Genomic DNA, 26,061 nt, shown 5'->3' with positions numbered 1-26,061 from the left:
TTATATTATCTGTTCCAAATTGGGCTTTCAATAATCATCGGAATCACCACTCCAATTACAAAAGCCGACATAACCAAAGCCCAGTCACGTTTAGAAAAACGGAACACGGTCTGAACGATACTTGATATTACCAAAACCACAAAAACTACTATAAGCTGCGCAGCTTCGATTCCTAAAGCAAACTCTCCCAAAGGTAATAATTTTGAAGATGGCGAACCTCCTAAAATTATTTTGAAATAGTTCGAAAAACCAAGACCATGAATAATTCCAAAGAATAAAGTTATAAAAAATACCAGATTTATACTATCATTTTTGGAAGTCTTTCCTGCTGTAAATAAATGATATACTGCCGTAATCAAAATGGTTATCGGAATTAGGAATTCTACCAGATTTACCTTAATCGCAATAATTCCGTAAACAGACAAAAGCAGAGCCAAGGTGTGTCCGACAGTAAATACAGAAACCAATATCAAAATTCGTTTCCAATCTTTAAACAAATACGGAACAGTTAATGCGATTAAAAAAAGAACGTGGTCGTAAGCATTAATATCTAAGACGTGTTTTAATCCTATTTGAAAATAGATCCAAAATTGTGACATAGGTATGTTTAAATTAAATAATTAGGGGTTGTAAACTTACAATTAATTTTCAGAATTCGGCATTTAACCCCGTCAAATCGTGCAATAAAAATAAGTTAAATTTTATGAGAAAATTAAATTTGTCAAATTAAAATAAGATTTATCTTTGCTCGATAAAAACCAATTAATTATGTCATTTTCAGATTTATTTGATAACGAATTCAAACAAAGAAACAAGGGTCATTTCTCTGCAATTGTGCGTGTAGCTTTTGCTGACGGAAAGATAAATGAAGAAGAACAAGCCTTTTTAGACAAACTAGCTGCGAGATTAGAAATTTCGGACGAAGAATATAAAGAAATTTTATCTGATCCATGGAAACACCCAATAAACCCACCTTATTTATATACACAACGTGTAGAACGTTTGTATGATTTGGCAAGAATGGTACACATAGACCATCATTTGGGAGATCAGCAGGAAATAATGCTAAAGCGTATGGCATTGGCATTAGGATTTACTCCTGGAAACGTTGATTACATTGTTTCTAAAGCTTTATCTTTGGTAGACAAAAAAGTAGACGCAGATACATTTTCATTTGAAATGGAAAACATGAATAAATAGTATTCAGTGGTCAGTTTTTTTAGTGTTCAGTTAGCACTAAATCAGACTTACACGACATTTTAAACCCGACAAATTTTATGGCTTGTCGGGTTTTTATTTTTGTTCAAGTTAAATGTGCTACATAACTTGAACCTGAAACTTGAAACAAAAAAGCTGTTTACTAAAAAATCTGAATACTGATCACTTTAATCAGCTGCCATAAACTCCTCAGCTTTTTCTACCATGTTATAGCTGCCGCAGAAAAACGGAACTCTCTGATGCAGTTCTGTCGGCTGGATTTCCATAATTCTACCGAAGCCGTCTGTTGCTTTTCCTCCTGCTTGTTCTGCAATAAAAGCCATTGGGTTGCATTCGTATAACAAGCGTAGTTTTCCTTTTGGCGCTTTTGAGCTTGTCGGATAAATATAGACACCGCCTTTAATCATATTACGATGAAAATCGGCCACCAGACTTCCGATATATCTTGAAGTATACGGCCTGTCCTCTTCTTCTCGCTGACAGTATTTGATGTAGTTTTTAACTCCCTGCGGAAAGTGAACATAATTCCCTTCGTTTACCGAATAGATATGACCGTCTTTCGGAAATTTCATATTTGGATGTGAAAGATAAAAAGTACCAATCGCAGGATTAAGTGTAAATCCGTTTACGCCATGACCGGTAGTGTATACCAGCATAGTCGACGTACCGTAAATTACATAACCAGCGGCAACCTGACTAGTTCCCGGCTGCAGAAAATCTTCAATTGTGACCGGCGTGCCAATTGGCGTAATTCTTCTGAAAACAGAAAAAATAGTTCCTACCGAAACATTTACATCGATGTTTGAAGATCCGTCAAGCGGATCCATTAAGATTACGTACTTGTTATTATGACAGTTGTCGCTCCCCTGAACTGTAATAAAATCGTCGTTTTCTTCAGAAGCAATACCACAGACAATCTCACGGTTTATTAACGTCTGGATAAATACCTCGTTGGCATAGACATCTAGCTTTTGCTGGTCTTCGCCCTGAATGTTTTGTTCTCCGACTGCGCCGATAATATCGACCAGTCCGGCTTTGTTTACTTTATAGTTGACAACCTTTGCTGCCAAACGTATAGAGTTGATGATTCGGGAGAGCTCTCCCGATGAATACTGAAATGCTTTCTGGTTCTCAATAATAAACTCTCCCAGTGTTTTATTGCGTTCTTCCATTGCTAAATCGTTGTAGTTTTAAATTTAAGTCACAAATATCGTTTTTTTTGTGAGAATGATTTAAAAATTATTTTGTTAGTTTGCTGCTATTGTATATTTGCTAATTAACAGCAGAAAGTACCGCTAAAAAAAATACTTTTTTAGCTTAGAATCGATTAATAATAAGAATATGAAAATTAGAAAAGGAAATCCTGAAGACATGAAATCGGTGTTGGGACTTATTCAGGAGTTGGCCATATTCGAAAAAGAACCAGAGGCAGTAGTAATCACTGAGGAAGATTTAATACGCGACGGTTTTGGCGAGAAACCGCTGTTTCATGTTTTTGTTGCAGAGGTTGAAGAGGAAATTGTTGGCATTGCGTTGTACTATTACCGCTATTCTACCTGGAAAGGAAAAACCATACATCTTGAAGATTTGATTGTGAAAGAAAAAATGCGTGGTACAGGCCTTGGATCTGCGCTTTATGCTGAAATCATGAAACAAGGAAAAAGAGATGGTGTAAGAAGAGTCGAATGGAATGTTTTGGCATGGAATACTCCGGCAGTCAATTTCTACAAGAATTCTGGAGCAAAAATCCTTGACGATTGGCAGGTCGTTCAAATGGATGAAGCGGGAGTTAATGCGTTCTTAGAAAAATTATAAAATTTATTATGCCACGAATTGCACAAATTTCCACTAATTACTATTCGTGCTAATTCGTGAAATTCGTGGCAGATAGACACAGATTATAAAAATCATTTTAATCCTTATAATCTGTGGCAACAAACAAAATACTAGATTTCCTCAAATCTAAAAATCTAAAATCTAAAAAATCTAAAATTAAAAATGAGAGTATTTAAATTTGGTGGTGCGTCGGTAAAAGATGCTGATGGAATTAAAAACGTGTACGACGTTTTGCAAAAAGTAGGTTACGAAGATGTAATTCTTGTAGTTTCGGCTATGGGAAAAACAACAAATGCTCTTGAAGTTGTTATCAAGAATTACTTTGAAAAATCGACAGAACTAAGTGCTTCTGTACAAGAAATCAAAAAATATCATAATCAAATATTATTGGATTTATTTGAAGATGAAAATCATGCTGTTTTTGCAGCTGTGAATGCACAGTTTGATGAATTAGAATATTTCTTAGCTCATAATAAATCTCCGAATTACAACTTCGTTTACGATCAGATTGTAAGTTTTGGCGAATTGATTTCTACCAATATATTAAGTCATTATATGAATTTTAGAGGGATTCAGACGCAATGGCTTGATGTTCGTAATTTCATTAAAACAGATGCAAATTATAGAGATGCAGGTGTTGACTGGGAAACAACTCAAGAAAACATCAGCAAAAATGTACCTAGAAAAGTGTTGAATATTACCCAAGGATTCTTAGGTGCCGACGAAAATAATTTCACTACCACCTTAGGACGTGAAGGCTCTGATTATACTGCCGGAATTTTTGCTTACTGCCTAAATGCCGAAAGTGTAACCATCTGGAAAGACGTTCCCGGAGTAATGAATGCCGACCCGCGTTATTTTGAAAATGCGAGTTTGTTAAATCAGATTTCGTATCGTGAGGCTATCGAATTGGCGTTTTACGGTGCAACAGTCATTCACCCAAAAACATTACAGCCGTTACAGAAAAAAGAAATTCCGTTGTACGTAAAATCATTTGTGAATCCTTTATTAAAAGGAACTTGCGTTTCTAAAGGCGTAGATTTGGAACCGCAATATCCATGTTTTATCGTAAAAAGAGAACAGCTTCTAATTTCGCTTTCTTCAATTGATTTCTCTTTCATTATGGAGGAAAACATCAGTGAGATCTTTGGATTATTCCACGAATTCAAAATCAAAGTAAACTTGATTCAGAACTCTGCCATTAGTTTCTCTGTTTGCGTAGAAGATAAATTTGGAAATTTCCCTGAATTGAACGCCATACTTTCGAAAAAATTCAAAGTAGAATACAGCGAAAATGTTACTTTATACACCATTCGTCACTTCACGGAAGAAGCTGCCGAAATTGTCGAGACAAACAAAGTGGTTTTATTGAAGCAAGTGAGCCGCGAAACCATGCAGATTGTCACTAAAGAATTAAAATAACATTGCTTTATAAAAGGTAATTATTCAATTCAAATAATATTTAAAAGGTTTCACTTAGGTGAAGCCTTTTTTTGTTTTTAGTTGTAATACCCAATAATTTGCCGACAGTTCTTATAATATGTTTTGTTTAAGTTTTTTTTTAAATTATTTCCTACATTTACATTGCAAATTTGTTATTTTTACAAAAAGAAAACGAGAAGAAATCAATTATTTTATGCAATAACAATCTGCAATATTCTTACTTCAGAATTTAAAAACTCACTATAGAATGTATAAAAGTATAAAATTTCTCATATGGTCAATTATGTTTATAATGGCTGTATGCATTACCACAAATACTCTTACAGATAAAATGTTTGAGTATCTTTCGATGCTAATTCTTGCATCTCTTGTAATTAATATCATAGGAATTGTGGTGACAAATAATAAATCAATCAGACACCAAAAATGAGTAAAAATGAAGTTCTGAAATTTTTATACAATTAATTTTAAAATCAAATATATATCATGTATAAAAGTGTAAAAATGATGACATGGATTGTTGTCGCAATTATGATGCTTAATGCTAGCAAACATTTTCTCTCAGACAATATGTTTACTTATATGATGCTTTTATTATTAGTAGCCGTGATTGTCAACATAGTCGGTCTAGCTTTTAAAAAAGATTAGCTGAAAAAGTGAGGTCATAAAATGTAGGTATGCTTATCATGAATAACATCTCTTTACTGATGACAATGCTTATAATTATAATAGCTTTCGGTTATCGCTATAATCAAAAAAAGAAATCTAAAAAATGAAATACAATCCAGAACCAACCGAACAAGAAAAAAACAACTGGAGCCAAGATCCCGACAATTGGATTGGGGACTTTTCTATTACAACCCAAAAGATGAAAGAATGTTTCCTCCAAAGAAAATAAAAGAATTAGGCTGGACAATTAACTTTGCGAATCCCAATTCGGTTTTTCTTTGCGTTATTCTGATTTTGATTTTAATGATTTTATCAGAAAGTGCCAAGTAACAATTAATACATTCTTATGATGACTCGAAAAAACTTAATGATGCTTTTTCTAATTCTTATTTTGTTATATATCTGTTTTGATTTAAGTCCTTTAGTCAAAAAAGAAAGCGTTAAAGATATTTCATATTCAGATTTCAGATATTCAATTGGACCTGCATTATCTTGGGTAGGATTTTTTTTAGGCTATAGAGCACAAATTAAAAAAGATAAAGCATTACAAAATAACGAAAATCGTTAATTTACCTCGCCCGACTATTCTCCGATTGCTCCACCTCCGATTTTTTATAAGTCGTCTTTTTTGAATTTCCAAAATTATACGTTGCAATCAATTTGAAATAATTTGAAGTATATGTTCTATGGTAATAAATCTGGGTCTGCCCAACATTATAATCTCCAGAAACCATAAATTTATGAAAGATGTCGTTTGCAGAAAAATTGATTTTCAGCGCCTCTTTTAAAAAACTCTTCTCTATCCCAACCGTTACAGTCGAACGGCTGTTGTCGGTTCCTAGACCATAACTTCTGTCACCAAGATACCAAGCCAACAATTGCAGTTTGAAAAGCTCCTGAACCGTAAATGTATTATTGGAGTAAAAATAAAACTGTGGTTTTACCGGACTAAACACATACGAATAATTATTATCTACTTGTTTTGTTATATTCATACTAATGGTATTGGTCGAATTCCACCATTTTATATTAAATGACCTCGAAAGCGAACTAAAAAACACATGTCCGCTTTCCAGATTTATTGCTTTTAAGACATAGCTGTTTGGCGTATCACCGCGTAGTGCCGCCCCTGAAATCGGATTTATTCTATAGGTATAGCCTATTTTGAAGTCAAACTTTTTATACATCGTTCCTATTTCGAAAGCATGTGCTTTTTCGGGAACTAAATTCGGATTTCCTTCAATCGTTGTAAAAGGATCTTGATAAATCACATACGGATTCAAAGCTTGATATCTCGGCCTAGTAATTCTGGAAACATATGAAAAATGCCCTTTCCAATTCTCTGAAAAATTAAAATTCAAAAGCAAGTTCGGAAAAAAATTGCTGTAACTTTTATCAAATTTCTGAATTTCGTTTGCATTCGTGTATAAATTGTACTTTGTTTTTTCTGCTCTTGCTCCAATGGAAAAATTGACTTTTTCGCTTAATGAATTTCCGTAATTAAAATAAGCGGCAATAATTCTTTCATTGTATTCAAAATCACTTGAGAGATCTTCGTTTAAATCATAATTGCCGTTTTCTTCATTAGAAATCAAGAAATCTGTACCCGATTTTATAGTGGCAAAACTGTACTTTGCTCCGATTTCCAGTTTTGTTTTTTCGCTTATTTTATTCGAATAATCGGTCTGAAGTGTCATTATATTGATTCGGCTACCTAAATCATTTTTGAGATATCTTTCAGAAGGCGTTTCATTGACCTCTCCTTTTTCTTCGATAAAATCTCCTATTTGCTGATTGTAATTAGAAAACTGCGCCCCAATAAACAATGTAGAGCCTTTTACGGTTGTCCAATTGTAATTCAGATTGATAAACTGATTTAGCAAAACATCGCTTCTGTCTACATCTGTAGCATAAAAACTGTTTCCAGAATTATTGGCAATAGCGTTTCTGCTTTCCGTTATACCGCCTAAATCATTCACATTGCCACTATATGCCAATGAAATATAATCTTTTGAAGAAAAATTATACTGAAGCCCAAAACCAAAATTCGAATAATTATTAAATCTTCTTTTCCAATCGGTTGTCAATTCCGATTTTAAATATTCATACGGATCTGGACGTGTTCTGGTGGTGTATAACAATTCGCGATTGCTACCGAGCTGCAGTCCGTAATTGGTTATGAAGGAAAATTTACCTTTAGAATAACTAAAATCTAAAAGCGAATTATAACTTGTTCCACCAAAATTCGAAACGGTTATATGCTGATGGGCAGTTCCCATTATGCCACTTTCGATATTTTGCTTAGTTACGATATTGATTACAGCTTTTCCTTCAGCATCATATCGGGAAGATGGATTTGCGATTACCTCGATTTTTTCGATTTGCGAAACCGGAATTGCGGCAAAACGTTCATAATTGATCAATACACCATTTAAATAAATGATCGCTTCGCCTTTTCCTAAAACACTGATTTCTCCTTCGGTAATTGCAACATTCGGAACTCTTCCTAACAATTCGCTCACCGAGCTGCTAGATGCCAAAACAGTTCCGCTGACGTTAACAATACTATTTCCGTTTGGCCCATATTTTATTAGTGAAGCTTGACTTTTGACAACAACTTCGTTCAATTCATTGCCTTCTTTCGCTTTTGTAATTATAGTATCTTGGGCAGGCTTTGATAATTTTCCGAAGAGTACATCATCACTATAAAAACTTTTATCTGTAACTTTTTTTATGGGTTGTGCCTTTGTTTCTATTGATGAAAAAATCAGAAAAAAAACATAAAGAATAACCAATCTTAGAAATCTCATAAACTCTATAATTTACCGTTTGACTTTTATTTAAAACAAAAGTCATCCGAAAATCAATGATTGAGATTGCAAAAGGAGAAATCAGGAGTACGGATTTATAAATCGATACTGCGTTTAAGACTGTAAAGCCTGAATTTGATAGTTTAGTGGCGTTGTTCCTGTATGTTTTTTAAAGGCTGCAAAAAATGTTGATTTCGAATTAAAACCGACATCATAACCAACCGATTCTAAAGTAAGCTTATCATTTAATGCGATGATTCTACAAGCTTCGTTTATTCTAAATTCGTTTACAAAACTGGTAAAATTCTTTCCGAGATTATTGTTCAAAAATTGCGATAATTGGTGACTTGAAATGTTGATTTCTTGTGCTAAATCCTGAAGTGTCAAATTTGGATTTTTGTACAGCTCTTTTTTATTCATTGCATTTTCGAGTTTTTCAGAAATAATGCCCGCTTCTGCAACATCGATTTTTTTTCCAAAATTCTTTTGATTCAATAAAAATAAATCCTCTGTTTTTTTTCTGTACAAAAGAATAGAAATCACTAAATACAAAATAAATGAGAAAACCACTGCACCGCTTATATAAGTTGCTCCCGACGCTCCCATAATGGCTAAGAAGTAACACAAAAAAAGTAAAAAAATACCGATATAAAGCATTCCGAACCACATTTCGGCTGGAGTTGCTTTTTCTTTTTTAGTGAATATTTTTTTCAAAACCCTGCGAATTGCGATTCCAGAAAAAAAGATATACACAAACCATTGAAAATATATTATCCTTACCAAATAACACCCCCAGAGTTTTGGATATTCTTGGTACGGATACAGAATTCCTGCAATTACGATTATAGTTGCCCAAAATGTGAGCATCAATTTCCACGACTTAGGCATTACATTGATTTCTTCAACAGCCGACTTTAGAAAATAATACAAAAAGGGACCAATAAAAAAACAGGCTGTAAGTCCTAATTGGAGATACAATTTTGGCAGTTCGGGGTGGAAATAAACGAAAACAGATTTACCAATTCGGATACTTAACGCAAATAAAAGCGCTCCCAGAAAATAATTTGTGAGGTACTTTTTTTTGGTGAAAAAGAAAAAATACACCCCAAGTATAAGTCCGTTAAAAGCTCCCAAAGCACTAAAGAAGAATAAAAGTTCTTTGCCTGCATCCATAATTTAAGTTCGTGATATCTTGAACAAAGCTAAAAAAAAGATTGAATCATTATGAGAATTATACTTCAATTTATCTTACAAACCATTCATTCACATTAAAATAAATTGCATACCACCTTTATTAACTTGAGAATTTTCTTTATTTTTATAAGTTTTTTAAATCGACCAATATTATTCAATTTATAATGTATGAATTATAATGAACCATCCGAAAAAATCAAAAATGAATGGGAAAATGATCCCGACAACTGGGTTTGGGGTATGTTTTATTACAATCCGAAAGACAAAAGATCTTACTTCCCAAAAAGAAATAGAGAATTTGGCTGGCATGCAAACTATGCGAATCCAATTTTCATTGTAGTAATTGCATTTTTTGCTTTGATAGTTTTGGCCGTTATCAAAAACAATAGATAGCCCTCATTAAGTGTTAACTCGCTTAAAAAAACCAAACGTATCGTACAATACTTTTCCCAATTATAAATACTACTTTTGACTTTTCAGAGTTAAAGTCTTTATGTTGAAAAAATTGCTGTTTTTGGCGCTGCTGATTTGGTGTTCCGGGCTTACCGCTCAGGAAACTCAGTCGCTGTACAAAACCAAAAAAATAACAGCATCAAAAGACACGATAAGACTGGAAGAAGTAAGCATCAATCCGGGATTTTTTCAAATTTTAAATACCCAAAACCAACCCATCGATTCTTCTTTTTACAAAATCAATTTTCAAAAAGGTTTTCTGATTTTAAATGAAAAAATTGCAACAGACACCCTCGTCATAAATTATTTAAAATATCCAGATTTCTTAACCAAAGAATACAGCCTTTACAAGCCGGACCAAGTGGTAAGCAACGATTTAGGTGCTGAAAAACTGTACCGTATCGAAAATTCGAATACCAAAAAAGTCACTCCTTTTGACGGTCTGAATACTTCTGGAAGCATCACTCGTGGCGTAACCGTCGGAAACAATCAAAATACGGTTTTAAACTCCAATCTGGATCTGCAGATTACCGGAAAGCTCTCCGACAAAGTCAGTTTGCGGGCTTCGCTTCAGGACAGTAATATTCCGCTTCAGGATGGTGGCTATTCGCAAAAACTAGATCAGTTTGATAATATTTTTATGGAGCTTTTCAGCGATGACTGGAACATTCGCGCGGGAGACGTTTTTCTTGAAAACCGGAAAACACAATTTCTGAGTTTCAATAAAAAAGTGCAAGGACTTGCTGCCAGTTTTGATTTTGGCGATGAAGAAAGCAAGACCAATGTTTTTGCATCGGTCTCGTTTGTGAGAGGGCAATATGCACGAAGCACTTTTACAGGTCAGGAGGGAAATCAGGGACCTTACAAATTAAAAGGCCAAAATGGCGAATTGTATGTTTTGGTTATTTCGGGCTCAGAACGTGTTTATGTAAATGGTGTTTTGCTTAAAAGAGGCGAAAACAATGATTATGTTATTGATTATAATGCCGGAGAAATTGTCTTTACATCACTTTTTCCTATAACTTCTGAAATGCGAATCAATGTTGAATATCAGTATTCTGAACGAAATTACAATCGATTGGTGACTTACGCAGGAGCAACGCATGAGAACAAAAAATGGAGTTTTGGTGGTTATCTATATTCTGAAAATGATTTAAAAAATCAGCCCTTACAGCAGAATCTTTCAACAGAACAAGTTCAGATTCTTAGTGCGGCGGGAGATGACACCAATTTAATGAAAGCGCCTTCTGCCTATCAGGACACCTATTCTGAGACAAAAATTCTATACAAAAAAACAATCGTAAATGCTGTCGAAGTTTATGAATATTCGAATAATCCTGATGATGTTTTGTACAATGTTCGATTCAGCCAGGTTGGTGCAAACTCTGGGAATTACATTATTCAGAACAATAATTCGGTTGAACGAATTTACCAATATGCGCCACCGATAAACGGAATTCTTCAAGGAAATTACGAACCAATTGTACAGCTTGTCGCGCCGATGAAACTGCAAGTTGCCACATTTTTGGGAAAATACAATCCGAATGAGAAGACTTTGGTCGATTTTGAATTGGCTGTCAGCAATAATGATCAAAACTTATTTTCTGGAATTGATGATTCCGACAATAAAGGAATCGCTTTTAAAACCAATCTTAAAAAACGCCTTTTTTCAAAAAGCTGGACTTTAGATGCTTTTGCCAATTATCAATATGTGCAGCAGGATTTTAAATCGGTTGAGCGTTTGTACAACATCGAGTTTAATCGAGACTGGAATCTTACAGGGGCGCTTTTAGGAAACCAAAGCCTTTTGGTAACAGGTTTGAATTTTGATTTATTCAAAGAAAAGAAAACGGCAAACGTAGGTTTATTGACCTATCAATTTGAGAAACTCGATTTCATCGAAAGTTATACAGGTTCCAGACATACTACTTCGGCTTTATTTAAAATAAAAAACTGGACAATTGAGAATAATGGAAGTTTTTTGAATTCTGATGCTACAGCTTCAACTTCAAAATTCATCAGAAACCAAACCCGAACCAAATATCATTTTGGAAAAAACTGGGTTGGAGGCAGTTTACAACTTGAGGACAATCAGGAAAAGGACAAAATCACAAATCAGTTTTCGGCTTTAAGCCAAAGATTCTCAGAATACGGAATTTTTACAGGTCGCGGCGACAGCACCAAAGTCTTTGTCGAAATCGGTTTTTTACGAAGACGAAACGATAGTTTGCAAAATGGTCTATTACAGCATGTCAACAATTCGCAGACATACTATTTGAAATCGAAACTTATCCAGAACAAAACTACAGATTTGGCCGTTTACGCTAGTTACCGAAATTTGGATTTTACAGATAATACTCGAAAAAACGAGCCATCGCTAAATTCGAGAATTATTTACAATGATCGTTTTTTCAATCAGTTAATGCAAATCGGATCGACCTACGAAACCAGTTCGGGAACAATCGCGCAACAGGAATTTACTTATGCCGAAGTTCCTGCAGGACAAGGAGTTTATGCCTGGAACGATTATAATGGCAACGGAATTCAGGAATTGGAAGAATTTGAAATTGCCGCTTTTCCGGATCAGGCGCGATATGTGAGAATCTTTCTGCCCAACCAAGTTTACATCAAAACCAATCAAAACAAGTTTTCGCAGTCCTTGATTTTGAATCCGTTGCAATGGCAGAACGAAAAAGGTTTTAAAAAACTGCTTTCTTACTTTTATAATCAGACTTCATTTTTAATGGATAGAAAAGTAAAAAGCGAAGGAGAAAAACTCGAACTCAATCCGTTTGATTCTTCTGAAGAAAATATTCTGGGGCTTAATTCAAGTTTTAGGAACAGCTTATTTTACAACCGTGGCCGACAAAACCATTCGGTTACCTATTCTTATTTAGTCAATAAAGGAAAAAGTCTGCTTTCTGTAGGTTCGCAAAATGTACGCACCAATTCGCATCAATTGCAGTATACGCATTTGTATCAAAAAAGCTGGCTGTTTAATTTCTTCAGTAAAACCATTAAAAACGATTTGGTTTCTGAAGATTTTATCGAAAAAAATTATGACATAAACGGCTGGCAGCTGGCTCCAAAAATCAGTTATCTGTTTTCTAAAAACACCAAATTGGATTTCTTTTACGAATTACAGCACAAAAAAAATCAGATTGGAAATTTTGAAACTTTAGCGCAAAACAGACTCGGAACTTCTTTTTCTTATGCTGGAGAAAAAAAAGTGACCATGAACGGAGAGTTTTCATTTTATGAAAATAAATTTAATGGAAATGAATTTTCATCAGTAGGATTTCAGATGCTAGAAGGTCTTCAGGCTGGATTAAATCTGGTTTGGAAACTGCTTTTGCAAAAAAACATTACCTCGTTTCTAGACGTTAATGTAAACTATCAAGGACGCAAAAGCGAAAGCGGACCAGCAATTCATACAGGAAATATTCAACTGCGTGCATATTTTTAATAGGCTCCGAAAAAGATGACAATAAATTGTTTACTTTTAATTGAAATTTAAACACCTAACCTTATGAAAAAATTTGTATTAATCTGTTTATTAGTAGGTTTGTCTACTAATTTCTACGCTCAGGAAACCACCACAAAAGCAGCAAAAAGCAAGACAGAAGCTTCTGCAAAAAAAGCAAAATCGAATGCTGACAAAGCTTCAGCAGAGGCAAAAAAAGAAGCTGAGAAATCTAAAAAAGCTGCCGACAAAGCCACCGATGCAGCAGCAAAAGCTAAAAAAGAAAGCACCGAAACAGCAAAAAAAACAGCTGAAAAAGATGCGGCAAAAGCAAGAATCGAAGCAAAAAAAGCCACAGCAGCCAAAGATGACGCAAAAAAAGCAGCAGACAAAGCTGACGCAGCTGCCAAGACGGCTAAAAAAGATGCCGCGGCCGCTAAAAAATCATCAACAAAAACTTTGAAGGAAACCAATGAAAAAGCTCCAAAAGTTGCCGATAAAGTAACGGGAGAATACAACGGAAAAAAAGTTTATACCGGTCCTAAAGGAGGAAAATATTACATTAACAAAAATGGCAATAAAACTTATATTCAGGATTGATTTTTTTTAAGGTGCTAAGGTACTGAGGTGCTAAGCTTCTAAGTTTTTTTTTAGGTGCTGAGGTGCTGAGGTGCAAGCTTCTAAGTTTTTTAGATAGTGAAACACTAGGATTTAATTTATTCTTTAAACCGAACTTATGTTCGGTTTTTTATTTTCAAAACTTAGCTCCTTAGTAACTCAGCAACTCAGTACCTTAGCAACTCAGCAACTTAGTAACTTAGAAGCTCAGAAGCTTAAGTTTAACTTAATAATTTAGTAATACGTCCGAAATAGGCTCCAAAACATATTTCTTTATCTTCGTTTTTAAAAAGCGTTACACTATGAGCATTGATTATTCTGCGAATAAAACTATATTGGTAGCTCCGTTAAACTGGGGGCTTGGCCACGCCACAAGATGTATCCCGATAATAAAAGCGCTGCAGGAAAACAATTATATTCCGATCATAGCTTCAGATGGTGTTGCGCTTGCCTTACTTAGAAAAGAATTTCCTTATATACAGACACTGGAACTTCCGTCTTATCATATTGAATATGCTAAAAATGGGAAAAATTTCAAATGGAAACTGATTAAAAATCTTCCGAAAATGATAACCGCCATTTTAGATGAAAAAAAAATGGTCAACAGTTGGATCAAAAAGCATGGTATTGACGGAATTATTTCTGATAACCGGCTGGGCGTTTTCAGTAGAAGAGTTCCATCTGTTTTTATGACGCATCAATTAAATGTAATGACTGGAAATACAACTTGGTTTACCAGTAAATGCCATCAGTACTTTATAAAAAAATACAAAGAATGCTGGGTTCCAGATACTAATGGCGAAGTAAATCTTACGGGAGATTTGGGTCATTTGAAAACAGACGAGCTGAACCTTAAATACATTGGTCCTCTTAGTCGTATGCGAAAAAAAGAAACTCCAAAATTATACGACCTTATGGTTATACTTTCTGGACCTGAGCCTCAACGTACTTTTCTGGACGAAAAACTGCAGAAAGAAACAGCAAAATTTCCTGGAAAAGTAGTTTTTGTACAAGGAATTGTAGAAAAAACACAATCAAAATGGCAGGCAGGAAATGTTACGTACTATAATTTCATGAATTCGAAACAGCTGGAACAGACTTTTAACGAAAGTGAATTTGTGCTCTGCCGTTCGGGTTATACAACGGTTATGGATTTGGCTAAACTGGGTAAAAAAGCCTTTTTTATTCCGACTCCTGGACAATACGAACAGGAATATCTGGCGATAAAACTTCAGGAAGAAAATCTAGTGCCTTATGCATTCCAGGACGACTTTGTGATAGATGATCTTTCTAAAGTAAAAACTTTTAAAGGATTATCTCAATTTGAAAATACTATAGATTGGGATTCTTTATTTGCTGTTTTTGAAAATAATAATCAACAATAAAAAAATCCGTTTGATCTGTGCCTATAATCAAAACACAGATCAAACGGATTTGCATTCGCAAAAACGCGGATTTATAAGGTTTTTCCCTTAGAAGTTAAATTGCGCTTGTAGCCTCAAAACATTTCCTTGCTGTCTGTTTATTGGTAGGGCGCTGTCTTCAAAAGTTCTATCAGCGATTACATATTGTGCTGTTAACTCAAAAGCTTTAACCGGCTGCCATTCTACACCAAATTCAAAATCTCTTACGATATAGCTTCTAGCATCTTTCTCGTATTTTTTACCTCCGTCATAATACTGAAATTTAGCAAACGGATAAATGCGCTGTTTTTTAATATCCCATTTATAATTTAATAAAACATAACCTCCATTCAAATCAGTTTCATCAACTGAATTGGTAGCGGTATTATATCTTGGTCCTTTTCCGATATTGTATTCTGTTTGGATTCCGAAAGGTCTTGGATATAAAACGAATGTCGCTCCGACTCTCTGATCCTTTACATACTGCGGATCATTTACAGTAACTCCTGACGAAATTTCTCCAGTAAAAGCCCATTTTCCTGTATACGCCTGAATTCCAGGTTCGATAATCTGACTTCCAATTACAAACGGATACGTAACTCTGGTTACTACATTCAAGTCTCTGTTTCCATCCATTTTATTGGCAATCTGTCCGTTGTAAACACCAAGAGCAAATACTCCAAAATCGCCCGAACCTTTGTAGCCATCGCGTACCAGCATAGCAAAACGTTCTCTAATTTCGGCAGGAGCCCAATAAAAGAACATTCCTAAATCACGCTCATTTGCTATAGAACTATTGATACCATCGGCACGGTCTAAACTTAAACGTTGCGAACTCGACTGCATATTTTCGAAACCATACGGAATTTTACTTTGGCCGATACGAATCCTATATTCTCTTTTCTTATCAAAAGAGAGATCAAAATACAAATCACGAATCTGAACAAAGTTCTGAATTCCGGTGCTTGGCGAGCTAGCAAAATCGGGCTGGAAGTAGAAAAGCACATTTGGGTGCACTTGGCCAGAAAACACCAAACGCGCACGTCGAATAAAAAGTCCGTTGTTGGCTTTGGCATCGGGAGCTGTAGAAGTTGTTCCCCAAGATTTATCACATTGATCGCAAGAAACTTTATCATTTGTAGAAAGAAGTCCGTTGTATCTAATTTGGGCATATCCTCTTAAAGAGATTCTATCGTACCAGTGTTCTTCAACTCCACCTCCCGATTTTGTTTCAGGAAGTTTCGCTTTATTAATAGAATCTAAAATACGCATTACTTCGTTTTTTACATCCTGTTTGTTTAATTGTTGTTTGTCTGTTTCCTGCGCATTGGCAATGAAAGTTAGCAGTAATAAAACGGCTACTATTTTTCTTTTTATCATTAGTTCTCTAAATCCCTTAATTTCAGGATGCAAAGATGGATCACCTATGTTAAGAAATCATTAACCAGATGTTACTATAATAAAAATTTAATGTTACACACTAAAACCAAATGTTTATTTATCGTTAAACACCTTTGTTTTAGGGCTTTCAGCTAAAACCTCGTTACGATTTTTTAACATCAGCTTTTTGGTTTTTAAATGCTTTTTCGAGCGTAAAGGAGAATTCTGAACCAATTCCGAACTCACTTTCTACGTAAACTTTCTCTTTATGTGCTTCAATAATATGCTTTACGATCGCCAAACCTAAACCAGAGCCTCCTTCAGAACGGGTTCCGCTTTTATCAACTCGATAAAAACGTTCAAACAGTCTTGGAATATTCTGTTTTTCAACTCCTTCTCCGTTATCGCTTATACGAATTAAGACTTTCTTCTTAGTCAAATTCACAACTCCGACTTCCGTCAAACCGCCTTCTTTTCCGTATTTAATAGAGTTGACAATCAAATTTTCCAAAACCTGCTGAATTCGGTCCTTATCACCGCGAATAATAACCGACTGTACATTTTTGCTTTCAAAAGCCAATTTGATTTTCTTTTTGTCGGCTTTCATTTCCAAAAGCTCAAAAACATTCTGAATCAATTCTACTATATCAAAATCGGTCATATTCAAATCTAAATCTCCCGATTCTAATTTGGTAATCATGTCGAGGTCTTCTACGATATAAATTAGGCGCTCTACCCCTTTCTCGGCACGTTTTAAATATTTTTTTCGAATGTGTTTATCATCCATGGCTCCGTCAAGCAAGGTCGAAACGTAACCTTGAACGGTAAATAAAGGCGTTTTCAATTCGTGCGAAACATTTCCAAGAAACTCTCTTCTGTATTGTTCACGAATTTCGAGCATTTCGATTTCGAGTTTTTTATCGGTCGCAAACTTTTTCACTTCTCGCGAAAGCGTTTCCATATCCGTATTTATGGGCTGATTGATAAGTGTAGTCGATTCTAAAAGCGAAACCTCGTCGTAAATTTTCTTGACTCTTCTGTAAATAAATCTCTCGACACGGTATTGCAAAACCAGAAACGAGAATATATAAATGATGATTATAAAAACGATTCCAAAAGCAACCTGATGTTTCAATCCTTGCTCTTTATAAAACAAGGACATAAGCATCAGCACAAATCCTGTTGCGAAAAGGCTGATATACAATGCCGATTTGATAGCAAATTTGTATGTTTTTTTAAAATTAATTTTCATTGAAATGTTTAAAATAATAAAACCATTAAAAAATTATTTGTCACCATATAAGTGATATAAGTTCATTTAAAAGTAAACTTATTTCTGAGATTACATAGCAATCTAAAAAAGAAATCTTTGTCAAAGTTTAAAACTTTGACAAAGATAAATTTCAAATACAAAAGTATGTACTCTATAATTTAAATGAACTTATATCACTTATATGGTTCATCTATTTACAGTATGCTTAAACCTCAAATTTGTAACCAACACCTTTTATGGTTTTGAAAAGGTCTTCTCCTATTTTTTCGCGCAGTTTTCTGATGTGAACATCGATTGTTCTTCCGCCAACTACGACTTCATTACCCCAAACTTTATCTAAGATTTCGTCTCTCTTGAAAACTTTTCCTGGTTTAGAAGCCAATAAATAAAACAGTTCGAATTCTTTTCTTGGTAACGCAATTTCTACATTGCCTTTTATGATTTTGTATTCTTCACGGTTAATCTCGATTCCGCCAACATTTAAAGTATCGGTAGTAACTTCTTGTTCTTTTAACCTTCTTAACAGAGCCTTTACTTTAGAAACCAATAATTTTGGTTTAATCGGCTTTGTAATGTAGTCATCAGCACCGGCGTCAAAACCAGCTACTTGAGAATAATCTTCACTTCTTGCTGTAAGGAATGTTATGATAACATTATTTAGTTCAGGAATTTTTCTGATGTGCTCACATGCTTCCATTCCGTCCATTTCTGCCATCATCACGTCCATAATAATTAATTCTGGCAATTCTTTCTGCGCTTTCGCTATAGCATCTTTTCCATTAGAAGCTGTAACAATTTGATAGCCTTCTTGAGCAAGGTTATAGCCAACGATTTCTAAGATATCTGGTTCGTCGTCAACTAATAAAATCTTAGTTTGTGTTTTTTTCATAAATAGCAAAAATTGAGATTTTTTACATCAAATCTTTTAATTATTTATCCGATGTTTTTCATTTCACGGGGTAAATATAATAACAAAAGAACCTTAAAAAATTGGTGTTAACGGTAATTTAATCTGGTAACAATTTGATAATCTTAAACACACAAAAACATAACAAGTTGGTAACATCGACTTCACGGTGCGATTCTTTCTTTGCACCAAAATAAATTAACACAACACTGAACATGAAATTCAATTTAAAATTTCTATTAATTGCATTATTTATCTGTACGATTTCAATCGCACAAAACAAAGGTACAATTTCCGGAGTTCTGACCGACAAGGAAATGAACAACGAGGTTTTGCCTTTTGCTAATGTTTTAATTAAAGGTACAAATATTAGCGTAAATACCGACGTAGACGGAAAATATTCTTTGACCGTAAATCCTGGAAATTATACTTTAGTATTCAGCTTCTTAGGATATGAATCTATAGAAACCCCAGTTGCCGTAAAAGCAAACGAAACTGTGGTGGTAAATCAGGCACTTTCTTCTGGAAGTTATACACTTAAGGATGTAGTGGTTAAATCATCTGCACCAAACAAGCAAAAAGAAACCGCTCTTCTTTTAGAACAAAAAAATGCGGTTGACATCAAACAAACTATCGGAGCGCAGGAACTTTCTAGAAAAGGAGTTAGCGATGTTGCGGCGGCTGTAGTCAAAACATCTGGTGTTTCTAAACAAGAGGGAAGTAACAGCGTTTATGTAAGAGGTTTAGGTGATCGCTACAATTCTACTTCGATGAACGGATTACCAATTCCATCCAACGACCCCCAGAAAAAAAACATTGCTCTTGATCTTTTTTCGACTGACATTGTAGAATATATTTCAATTGATAAATCATACGGAGCAAAAATGTATGGTGATTTTGCTGGAGGAAATGTTGATATCGTATCTAAAGATTACCGTGGAAAAGGCATGTTTGAAATCTCATTAGGCTCAAAAGTAAATACTAACGCAGTATCAAACTCTAGTAGCTTTTTACTGCAGCAAGGCCCAAACAAAACAGGTTTTGTTTCTTATGGAGTTCCTAACAATCCATTATCGAGTTTTAGTTTCGAAAATAGTTTAAATCCTAAAAAAGAAGCTCCGTTTGGAGGAAACTTTAACCTAAAGGCAGGTAAAACTTTCAACATTGGCGAAGAAGGAAAATTAAGCCTTTTTGCTACTGCAGGTTTTGGAAACGGTTACGAATTTAGAGAAGGATTAACTCAAAGCGTAAATGCTCAGGGAGCCTCTTTAAAATCTTTTCAACAAGAAAAATACACTTACAACACAAACACGACCGGAATGTTCAATGCTAATTATCGTTTGAACAAAAACCATAAAATCGGATACAACTTTTTGTTCGTAAACTCATCAGAACAAACTAGAGACACTTATTTTGGAAGCGATCGTGATTTTGACAACTCTGATGCTAGTCTACTAGTTCAAAGAGGTACGTTTACACAAAACACTGTAATGATAAATCAGCTTTTAGGAAATAGCAAAATAACCGATAAAATCGATTTAGATTGGGGTGTTTCATATAACACTGTAAAAGGTGATATGCCAGACAGAACTCAAAACAAAATGTTCTACAACCCAACGACTAACATTTACACACTTGCTCAGAGAACCACAACTGACAACCAAAGATATTTCCAAAATCTTAAAGAAGATGAAGCTGCCGCTAATCTTGCCTTCTCTTATAAGCTACAAAATCAAGACGGTGAGTCTAAAGGAAAAATTACTGCAGGTTACAATGGAAGATTCAAAAAACGTGATTTTGAAGCTATTCAGTTTAACTTCAACATCAGCCAAACGGGTCAAAACACAAGTGTAGACCCAAACAATTTAGATGCATTTTTTAACCAATCAAACTACAACAGCGGTTTATTCTCAACTGCTGCTTTTGCAGGAATGACTCCTCAAACATATGACGGTCAACAAGATATACATGCTGGATTTGGTAATATCGAATATAAATTTGCAAATAAACTAAGTATAGTTGCGGGTGTTAGATACGAAAGAATTTCTCAAACCGTTAACTGGAGAACACAACTTGATGCAGGCGGAGGAACAAATACGTTTGAAAGAAACGAATTTTTACCAAGCGCGGTCTTAAAGTATGAATTGAACGAAAAACAAAATCTTCGTTTGGCTGTTAGTAAAACTTACACATTACCACAATTTAAAGAACGTGCTTTATTCATCTATGAAGATGTAATGGAATCTGTAATTGGTAACCCAAGCTTATATCCTTCGCAAAACTATAATTTGGATTTGAAATGGGAAATGTTCCCAAAAAGCGATGAGTTATTCTCTGTAACTGCTTTTGGAAAATACATTATGGACCCAATCAACCAAATCATTATTGCTTCCTCTACAAATGACATCTCTTTTGTAAATATTGGAGACACTGGATATGCTTATGGAATTGAGTTGGAAACAAGAAAAAACATTTTCGAAATTGAAGGGGAATACACAAACAAATTGTCTTTTGGCTTTAATGCTTCGTTAATGAAAACTTACCAAGATATTGATGCCGATAAAGTGAGAGAAGAAACAGACGGAAGATTAAACATCAATACTACAGATGACAATTCTGGTTTTACAGGAGCTTCTGATTTAATCCTAAATGCTGATTTATCGTACACTAAAAACTTTAGAAACGATTCAGGCATTATGGCAACACTAGCATACAATCATTATTCTGACAAACTTTATGCAATCGGAAACGAAGGAAAAGGAAATTTAGTTGATAAAGCGATGGGATCTTTAGACCTTATTTTCAAAACTAAACTGAACAAAAACCTTGGAATTGATTTTGGCGCAAGAAACTTACTGAACCCAGAATTCAAAAGAGTTCAGGAAAATGCAGGTGGCGATATTCTAGTATTCGATTACAAAAAAGGATTAACATTTGGATTAGGAATTAATTACCAATTCTAATAACATACAGGAAATATTAGATTGTTATTTCCTTAACGTTAGAATAAAAAACACATAACAAATAGATGACAACGGCTTAACGTTGGTTAAGACTTAAGTTCTAATCTTTGCATAAACACAAACTAATTAAAAAAGTAATGAAAAAAACAATTTCAACAATTTTGGGCTTAGCAGCTTTATCACTTGTAACACTTACAACATCTTGCTCAAGCGATGACAACAAAAACGAAGGACCAAAATCTGATTTCGTAGTAGTTAGAGATAATCTACAAGGAGAAATCAACAGTGGAGAGGTAGTATTAGAATCTGGAACTTATAAACTAACAGGGAAATTAGTAGTTAAAAACACTGCTAAACTTACAATCAGACCTGGAGTTATCATTGAAGCAACTGCAGTACCATCTGACCAATTAGCAGCTGTAAGATATATTGCTGTAGCGCAAGGAGGACAAATCGACGTTCAAGGAACTGCGTCTAGTCCAGTTGTTATGACTTCAGAAACAAAAAAACCAGCTGCTTGGGGTGGTTTAGTAATCTGCGGAAAAGCACCAATCAACAAAGGAACTACTGCTAGTGCTGAAGTTTCTGAGTTAACTTACGGTGGAACTGTAGCTAATGACAACTCTGGATCAATTAAATATTTAAGAATTGAGTACCCAGGTTTCTCTTACAGCAGTGACAAAGAATTTAATGGACTTTCTCTATTTGGAGTTGGAAGCGGAACTGTTATTGATTATGTACAAGTTTACGAAAGCTCTGATGACGGATTCGAGTGGTTTGGTGGAACTGTAAATGCATCTCACTTAGTAGTTTCTAACAAAGACAATACAGCTGTAGGTGATGATTTATTTGACTGGACTGAAGGATGGATTGGAAATGGTGAAAACTGGTATGGAATCAGAACTAACGCTGGTAACAGAGGTATCGAGGCTGATAACAACGCTAACAACCACTTAGCTACACCAATTTCTTTCCCAACAATCAAAAACCTTACTTTAGTTGGTTTCGGATCTACTGACACAAGTGCAGAATCTCAAGCTTTCAAATTAAGAGTTGGTACAAAAGGTAAATTTGACAACGTTGTATTAAAAGGTTGGAAAACTGGATTTGATGTTCAACACGACGAAAGCATCGGATACGCTGGAACTGATTTATTGGCTACTAACGTTAAATTCGAAGATGTAACTCTTAAATCTAAATCAACAACTACTGCATCTGTAGTTAACAATGATTTCCTTAAAGTTTACACAGAATCTGCAACTGCAACTGGAGCAGGAAACGGATCAGGAGTTCCAACTTGGACTGCTGGATGGACAAAAGGTCTATAATCTCGTAAGACAAAATAATATTCAAAAACACTCTAATTGCATTAGGGTGTTTTTTTTGCTGTATACGTTTTGCGCCACTGCTCCTAATAACTTCGAAAACAAAATGTTAAAAACATCCTAAATTATTAGGATGTTTTTTTTTGGCGCACTTTTTGTCATTTTTTTTGTATATTTACGTATCCAAACAAATGCGATGGCAAAAAACTACTTTTATATTACATTCTTATTGGCATTTTTATTTACTGTAAACGTTTCGGCGCAGGACAGTAAACAATTACCAAAAACTCAAGACACTTCTGTCATTGAGGGCCTGAGCTTGTATCCTAACCCTGTGACCAACGGAAAAGTTTATATTTCTTCAAAAAATGATTTGGAAAAAGAAATCATTGTTTTTGATATCCTTGGAAAAAAAGTACTTCAGGCACATTTAACCACAAAAGAATTAAACGTATCAGAACTGCCTCCTGGAGTTTACATCATCAAGATAAGTGAACAAAATGCCTCGGCGACAAGAAAACTGATCATCAGATAATATTAAAAAGCTCCTTGGAGCTTTTTTTATTTTTAGACGAATCTGAAAAACTGCACACTTAAAAACCGAACACTGAACACTAAAATCAATTATCTTTGCAGAAAAAAGTTTTGATTACAGCCAGCGATATATTCACGATTTCAAGTCAGAAACAATTTGAAAAAATAGCACTAAAAGTGTTTCGTTTTCAGCATGAGAATAATAAGGTGTATCGTGATTTTTGTGATTTTTTAAACATCAATCCACAAGAAGTAAAAACCATCCAGCAGATACCGTTTCTGCCCATTCAGTTCTTCAAAAGCCATGATGTTGTTTCGAATAACAATCCTGCACAGGTTACTTTTACCAGCAGCGGCACTACAGGAATGATTACGAGCCGACATTTAGTTACTGATGTTACGCTTTATGAGGAAAGCTACCGCAAAGGATTTTCTCAATTTTACGGAAATATCGAAGATTACGTTGTTTTAGCCCTTTTGCCGTCGTATTTAGAACGCGAAGGCTCTTCGTTAATTTATATGGTAGAAGATTTAATAAAACTCTCCAATCAGCCCGAAAGCGGGTTTTATCTTCATAATCACGACGACTTGATAAAAAAGCTTACGGAATTAGACGAGTCTGGTCAAAATGTAATCTTGATCGGGGTTACCTATGCGTTGTTGGATTTGATTGAGAAGCATGAATTCAATCTTCAAAATACCATTATAATGGAAACTGGAGGAATGAAAGGAAAACGCAAAGAAATGATTCGCGAAGAATTGCACGAAATTCTATGCAAAGGTTTTGGCGTTTCTTCCATCCATTCAGAATACGGCATGACCGAACTTTTAGCACAAGCGTATTCGTTAGGAGAAGGTGTTTTTGAATGCCCTTCATGGATGCATATTTTAGTCCGCGATCCTGAAGATGCGCTCACTTACGTGAAAGATGGAAAAACTGGCGGCATAAATGTTATTGATTTGGCTAATATCAATTCATGTTCTTTTATTGCAACTCAGGATTTAGGCAAAAAAAATCCCAACAACTCTTTCGAGGTATTGGGACGTTTTGATAATTCTGATATTCGTGGGTGCAATTTGATGGTACTTTAAAAAGTTTAATTGTTTTTTGAAATCAATTAAACAGTTAAATAGTACGAATCACAAAATAATTTTTCTTTCCACTCTGCAATAACACAAACTGGTTATTAATTAAATCATTTGCTGTCAAAGTAAAATCTTCTTTGATTTTTTCTCTGTTTACCGAAATAGAATTTGCAGTCAATGCTCTTCTAGCTTCTCCGTTTGATTTAAAGAAACCTGTTTTTTCGTTTAAAACCGTAATAATATCCAGTCCGTTTTCTAAATCTGCTTTTGCGATTTCAGCTTGCGGCACTCCGTCAAAAACTTCTAAAAAAGTGGCTTCATCCAGTTTCTTTAAATCTTCGGCAGTCGAATTTCCGAACAAAATATTCGAAGCCTGAATCGCTTTTTCTAATTCTTCGCGACTGTGTACAAACACTGTAATTTCTTCAGCCAGTTTCTTTTGTAAAACTCTCAAATGCGGTGCAGTTTGGTGTTCAGCAATTAATGCATCAATAGTATCTTTATCTAAGAAAGTAAAGATTTTTATATATTTCTCGGCATCGGCATCTGTAGCGTTTACCCAAAATTGGTAGAATTTGTAAACAGAAGTTTTATCGGCATCCAACCAAACATTCCCCCCTTCAGATTTTCCGAATTTAGAACCGTCTGCTTTTGTAATTAATGGCGTTGTCAAAGCATACGCTTTAGCATTTTCACCTCCCATTCTGCGCACCAATTCTGTTCCTGTGGTAATATTACCCCATTGATCAGAACCTCCCATTTGCAGAACGCAATTGTTGTTTTTATATAAATGATAAAAATCGTAACCTTGAATTAACTGATACGTAAACTCTGTAAAAGACATTCCCTCGCCTTCTCCGCTAAATCTCTTTTTCACAGAATCTTTAGCCATCATATAATTTACGGTGATACGTTTTCCAACTTCACGTGCAAAATCGATAAAAGAGAATTCTTTCATCCAATCATAGTTATTTACCATAATTGGCGCATTTGGTTCGTTCGAATTAAAATCTAAAAAGCGCGATAAAACACTTTTAATTCCGGCAACGTTTTTAGCTAGGGTTTCTTCATTCAGCAGGTTTCTTTCATCCGATTTTCCAGAAGGATCCCCAATCATTCCAGTTGCTCCTCCAACAAGCGCAATCGGCTGGTGCCCGAAATTTTTTAAATGAACCAGTAAAATAATCTGAACCATGCTGCCTATATGCAGTGAATCTGCCGTTGGATCAAAACCAATATAGGCCGATGTTACCTCTTTTAGCAATTGTTCTTCCGTTCCTGGCATGCTATCATGGTATAAACCGCGCCACTTTAATTCTTCAACTAGATTCTTCATTTTTTTTAAATATTTTGCGCAAATGTAATCAATGTCAGGGTCAATTTCAAAAACTTCTTGCCGCCAAGGCTCAAAGACACCAAGATTATAAAAACTTTGAGTCATTGCCATTCTGAAACTTTGGCACTTAAAAAAAGAAACTTTGAGTCT

21 protein-coding genes are annotated in these 26,061 nt (G+C 34.8%); 13 read left to right on the top strand and 8 right to left on the bottom strand.

Annotated features, from left to right (window positions below; genetic code table 11):
* Positions 1 to 5 precede the first annotated feature (5 nt).
* On the bottom strand, positions 6 to 599 hold the full coding sequence (locus tag E0W73_RS18385; RefSeq protein WP_135223502.1) for a HupE/UreJ family protein: 594 nt from the start codon (positions 597 to 599) through the stop codon (positions 6 to 8).
* 169 nt (positions 600 to 768) lie between these two features.
* Here E0W73_RS18385 and E0W73_RS18380 point away from each other — a divergent pair, with 169 nt between their 5' ends.
* Positions 769 to 1,200, top strand: a complete 432-nt coding sequence (locus tag E0W73_RS18380; protein ID WP_135223501.1) for a TerB family tellurite resistance protein — start codon at positions 769 to 771, stop codon at positions 1,198 to 1,200.
* A 185-nt stretch (positions 1,201 to 1,385) separates the two neighbouring features.
* On the opposite strand, the gene fbp is transcribed toward E0W73_RS18380, so the two are convergent.
* Complete coding sequence (gene fbp / locus E0W73_RS18375) at positions 1,386 to 2,390, bottom strand: class 1 fructose-bisphosphatase (protein ID WP_135223500.1); 1,005 nt, start codon at positions 2,388 to 2,390, stop codon at positions 1,386 to 1,388.
* A 169-nt stretch (positions 2,391 to 2,559) separates the two neighbouring features.
* On the opposite strand from fbp, the gene E0W73_RS18370 reads away from it, so the two are divergent.
* From E0W73_RS18370 to E0W73_RS21695, 4 genes are all read left to right on the top strand, one after another.
* The gene (locus E0W73_RS18370; protein ID WP_135223499.1) at positions 2,560 to 3,033 is read left to right on the top strand and encodes a GNAT family N-acetyltransferase; all 474 of its coding nucleotides are present in this window, start codon (positions 2,560 to 2,562) and stop codon (positions 3,031 to 3,033) included.
* 183 nt (positions 3,034 to 3,216) lie between these two features.
* Positions 3,217 to 4,476 carry an aspartate kinase gene (locus tag E0W73_RS18365; RefSeq protein ID WP_135223498.1) on the top strand — a complete coding sequence of 420 codons (1,260 nt, stop codon included), beginning with the start codon at positions 3,217 to 3,219 and terminating at the stop codon, positions 4,474 to 4,476.
* Positions 4,477 to 4,983: 507 nt separating this feature from the next.
* Positions 4,984 to 5,145, top strand: a complete 162-nt coding sequence (locus tag E0W73_RS21490; RefSeq protein WP_162847729.1) for a hypothetical protein — start codon at positions 4,984 to 4,986, stop codon at positions 5,143 to 5,145.
* Between the two features lie 124 nt (positions 5,146 to 5,269).
* Positions 5,270 to 5,395, top strand: coding sequence for a hypothetical protein (locus E0W73_RS21695; RefSeq protein WP_262710921.1), 126 nt, complete (start codon positions 5,270 to 5,272; stop codon positions 5,393 to 5,395).
* Positions 5,396 to 5,735: 340 nt separating this feature from the next.
* Here the strand turns inward: E0W73_RS21695 and E0W73_RS18355 are convergent, their stop codons facing one another.
* Together E0W73_RS18355 and E0W73_RS18350 are read right to left on the bottom strand one after the other, a co-directional pair.
* On the bottom strand, positions 5,736 to 7,976 hold the full coding sequence (locus tag E0W73_RS18355; protein ID WP_135223497.1) for an outer membrane beta-barrel family protein: 2,241 nt from the start codon (positions 7,974 to 7,976) through the stop codon (positions 5,736 to 5,738).
* 114 nt (positions 7,977 to 8,090) lie between these two features.
* Positions 8,091 to 9,149: a helix-turn-helix domain-containing protein gene (locus tag E0W73_RS18350; RefSeq protein WP_135223496.1), complete on the bottom strand. Its 1,059-nt coding sequence runs from the start codon at positions 9,147 to 9,149 to the stop codon at positions 8,091 to 8,093.
* A 189-nt stretch (positions 9,150 to 9,338) separates the two neighbouring features.
* Here E0W73_RS18350 and E0W73_RS18345 point away from each other — a divergent pair, with 189 nt between their 5' ends.
* From E0W73_RS18345 to E0W73_RS18330, 4 genes are all read left to right on the top strand, one after another.
* Positions 9,339 to 9,563 (top strand): hypothetical protein, encoded by a 225-nt coding sequence (locus E0W73_RS18345; RefSeq protein ID WP_135223495.1) that lies wholly within the window; start codon positions 9,339 to 9,341, stop codon positions 9,561 to 9,563.
* A 100-nt stretch (positions 9,564 to 9,663) separates the two neighbouring features.
* The gene (locus E0W73_RS18340) at positions 9,664 to 13,089 is read left to right on the top strand and encodes a hypothetical protein (protein WP_135223494.1); all 3,426 of its coding nucleotides are present in this window, start codon (positions 9,664 to 9,666) and stop codon (positions 13,087 to 13,089) included.
* A 63-nt stretch (positions 13,090 to 13,152) separates the two neighbouring features.
* A complete protein-coding gene (locus E0W73_RS18335; protein ID WP_135223493.1) occupies positions 13,153 to 13,686 on the top strand; it encodes a hypothetical protein in 534 nt (177 codons plus the stop codon).
* 320 nt (positions 13,687 to 14,006) lie between these two features.
* Entirely contained in the window at positions 14,007 to 15,089 is a 1,083-nt protein-coding gene (locus E0W73_RS18330) for a glycosyltransferase (protein ID WP_135223492.1), read from the top strand.
* 87 nt (positions 15,090 to 15,176) lie between these two features.
* On the opposite strand, the gene E0W73_RS18325 is transcribed toward E0W73_RS18330, so the two are convergent.
* From E0W73_RS18325 to E0W73_RS18315, 3 genes are all read right to left on the bottom strand, one after another.
* Positions 15,177 to 16,487, bottom strand: a complete 1,311-nt coding sequence (locus E0W73_RS18325) for a porin (protein WP_135223491.1) — start codon at positions 16,485 to 16,487, stop codon at positions 15,177 to 15,179.
* 163 nt (positions 16,488 to 16,650) lie between these two features.
* Positions 16,651 to 17,739, bottom strand: a complete 1,089-nt coding sequence (locus E0W73_RS18320) for a sensor histidine kinase (RefSeq protein ID WP_135223490.1) — start codon at positions 17,737 to 17,739, stop codon at positions 16,651 to 16,653.
* Positions 17,740 to 17,965: 226 nt separating this feature from the next.
* Positions 17,966 to 18,649 (bottom strand): response regulator transcription factor, encoded by a 684-nt coding sequence (locus E0W73_RS18315; RefSeq protein ID WP_091494752.1) that lies wholly within the window; start codon positions 18,647 to 18,649, stop codon positions 17,966 to 17,968.
* A 233-nt stretch (positions 18,650 to 18,882) separates the two neighbouring features.
* Between E0W73_RS18315 and E0W73_RS18310 the strand changes: the two genes are divergently transcribed.
* The 4 genes from E0W73_RS18310 (at position 18,883) to E0W73_RS18295 (ending at position 24,581) form a co-directional block, all read left to right on the top strand.
* The gene (locus tag E0W73_RS18310) at positions 18,883 to 21,630 is read left to right on the top strand and encodes a TonB-dependent receptor (RefSeq protein WP_135223489.1); all 2,748 of its coding nucleotides are present in this window, start codon (positions 18,883 to 18,885) and stop codon (positions 21,628 to 21,630) included.
* A 137-nt stretch (positions 21,631 to 21,767) separates the two neighbouring features.
* Positions 21,768 to 22,958 carry a hypothetical protein gene (locus tag E0W73_RS18305; RefSeq protein WP_135223488.1) on the top strand — a complete coding sequence of 397 codons (1,191 nt, stop codon included), beginning with the start codon at positions 21,768 to 21,770 and terminating at the stop codon, positions 22,956 to 22,958.
* 193 nt (positions 22,959 to 23,151) lie between these two features.
* Positions 23,152 to 23,490 (top strand): T9SS type A sorting domain-containing protein, encoded by a 339-nt coding sequence (locus E0W73_RS18300; protein WP_135223487.1) that lies wholly within the window; start codon positions 23,152 to 23,154, stop codon positions 23,488 to 23,490.
* A gap of 110 nt (positions 23,491 to 23,600) precedes the next feature.
* A complete protein-coding gene (locus E0W73_RS18295; protein WP_135223552.1) occupies positions 23,601 to 24,581 on the top strand; it encodes a LuxE/PaaK family acyltransferase in 981 nt (326 codons plus the stop codon).
* Positions 24,582 to 24,615: 34 nt separating this feature from the next.
* Here E0W73_RS18295 and tyrS read toward each other — a convergent pair whose 3' ends face one another.
* On the bottom strand, positions 24,616 to 25,911 hold the full coding sequence (gene tyrS / locus E0W73_RS18290) for a tyrosine--tRNA ligase (RefSeq protein ID WP_135223486.1): 1,296 nt from the start codon (positions 25,909 to 25,911) through the stop codon (positions 24,616 to 24,618).
* Between the last annotated feature and the right edge of the window lie 150 nt (positions 25,912 to 26,061).

Origin of the sequence: Flavobacterium foetidum (assembly GCF_004634245.1) — a bacterium.
GTDB lineage: Bacteria > Bacteroidota > Bacteroidia > Flavobacteriales > Flavobacteriaceae > Flavobacterium > Flavobacterium foetidum.
Note: the sequence above shows the minus strand (reverse complement) of the source record. Positions and strands in the feature narration are given on the sequence as shown.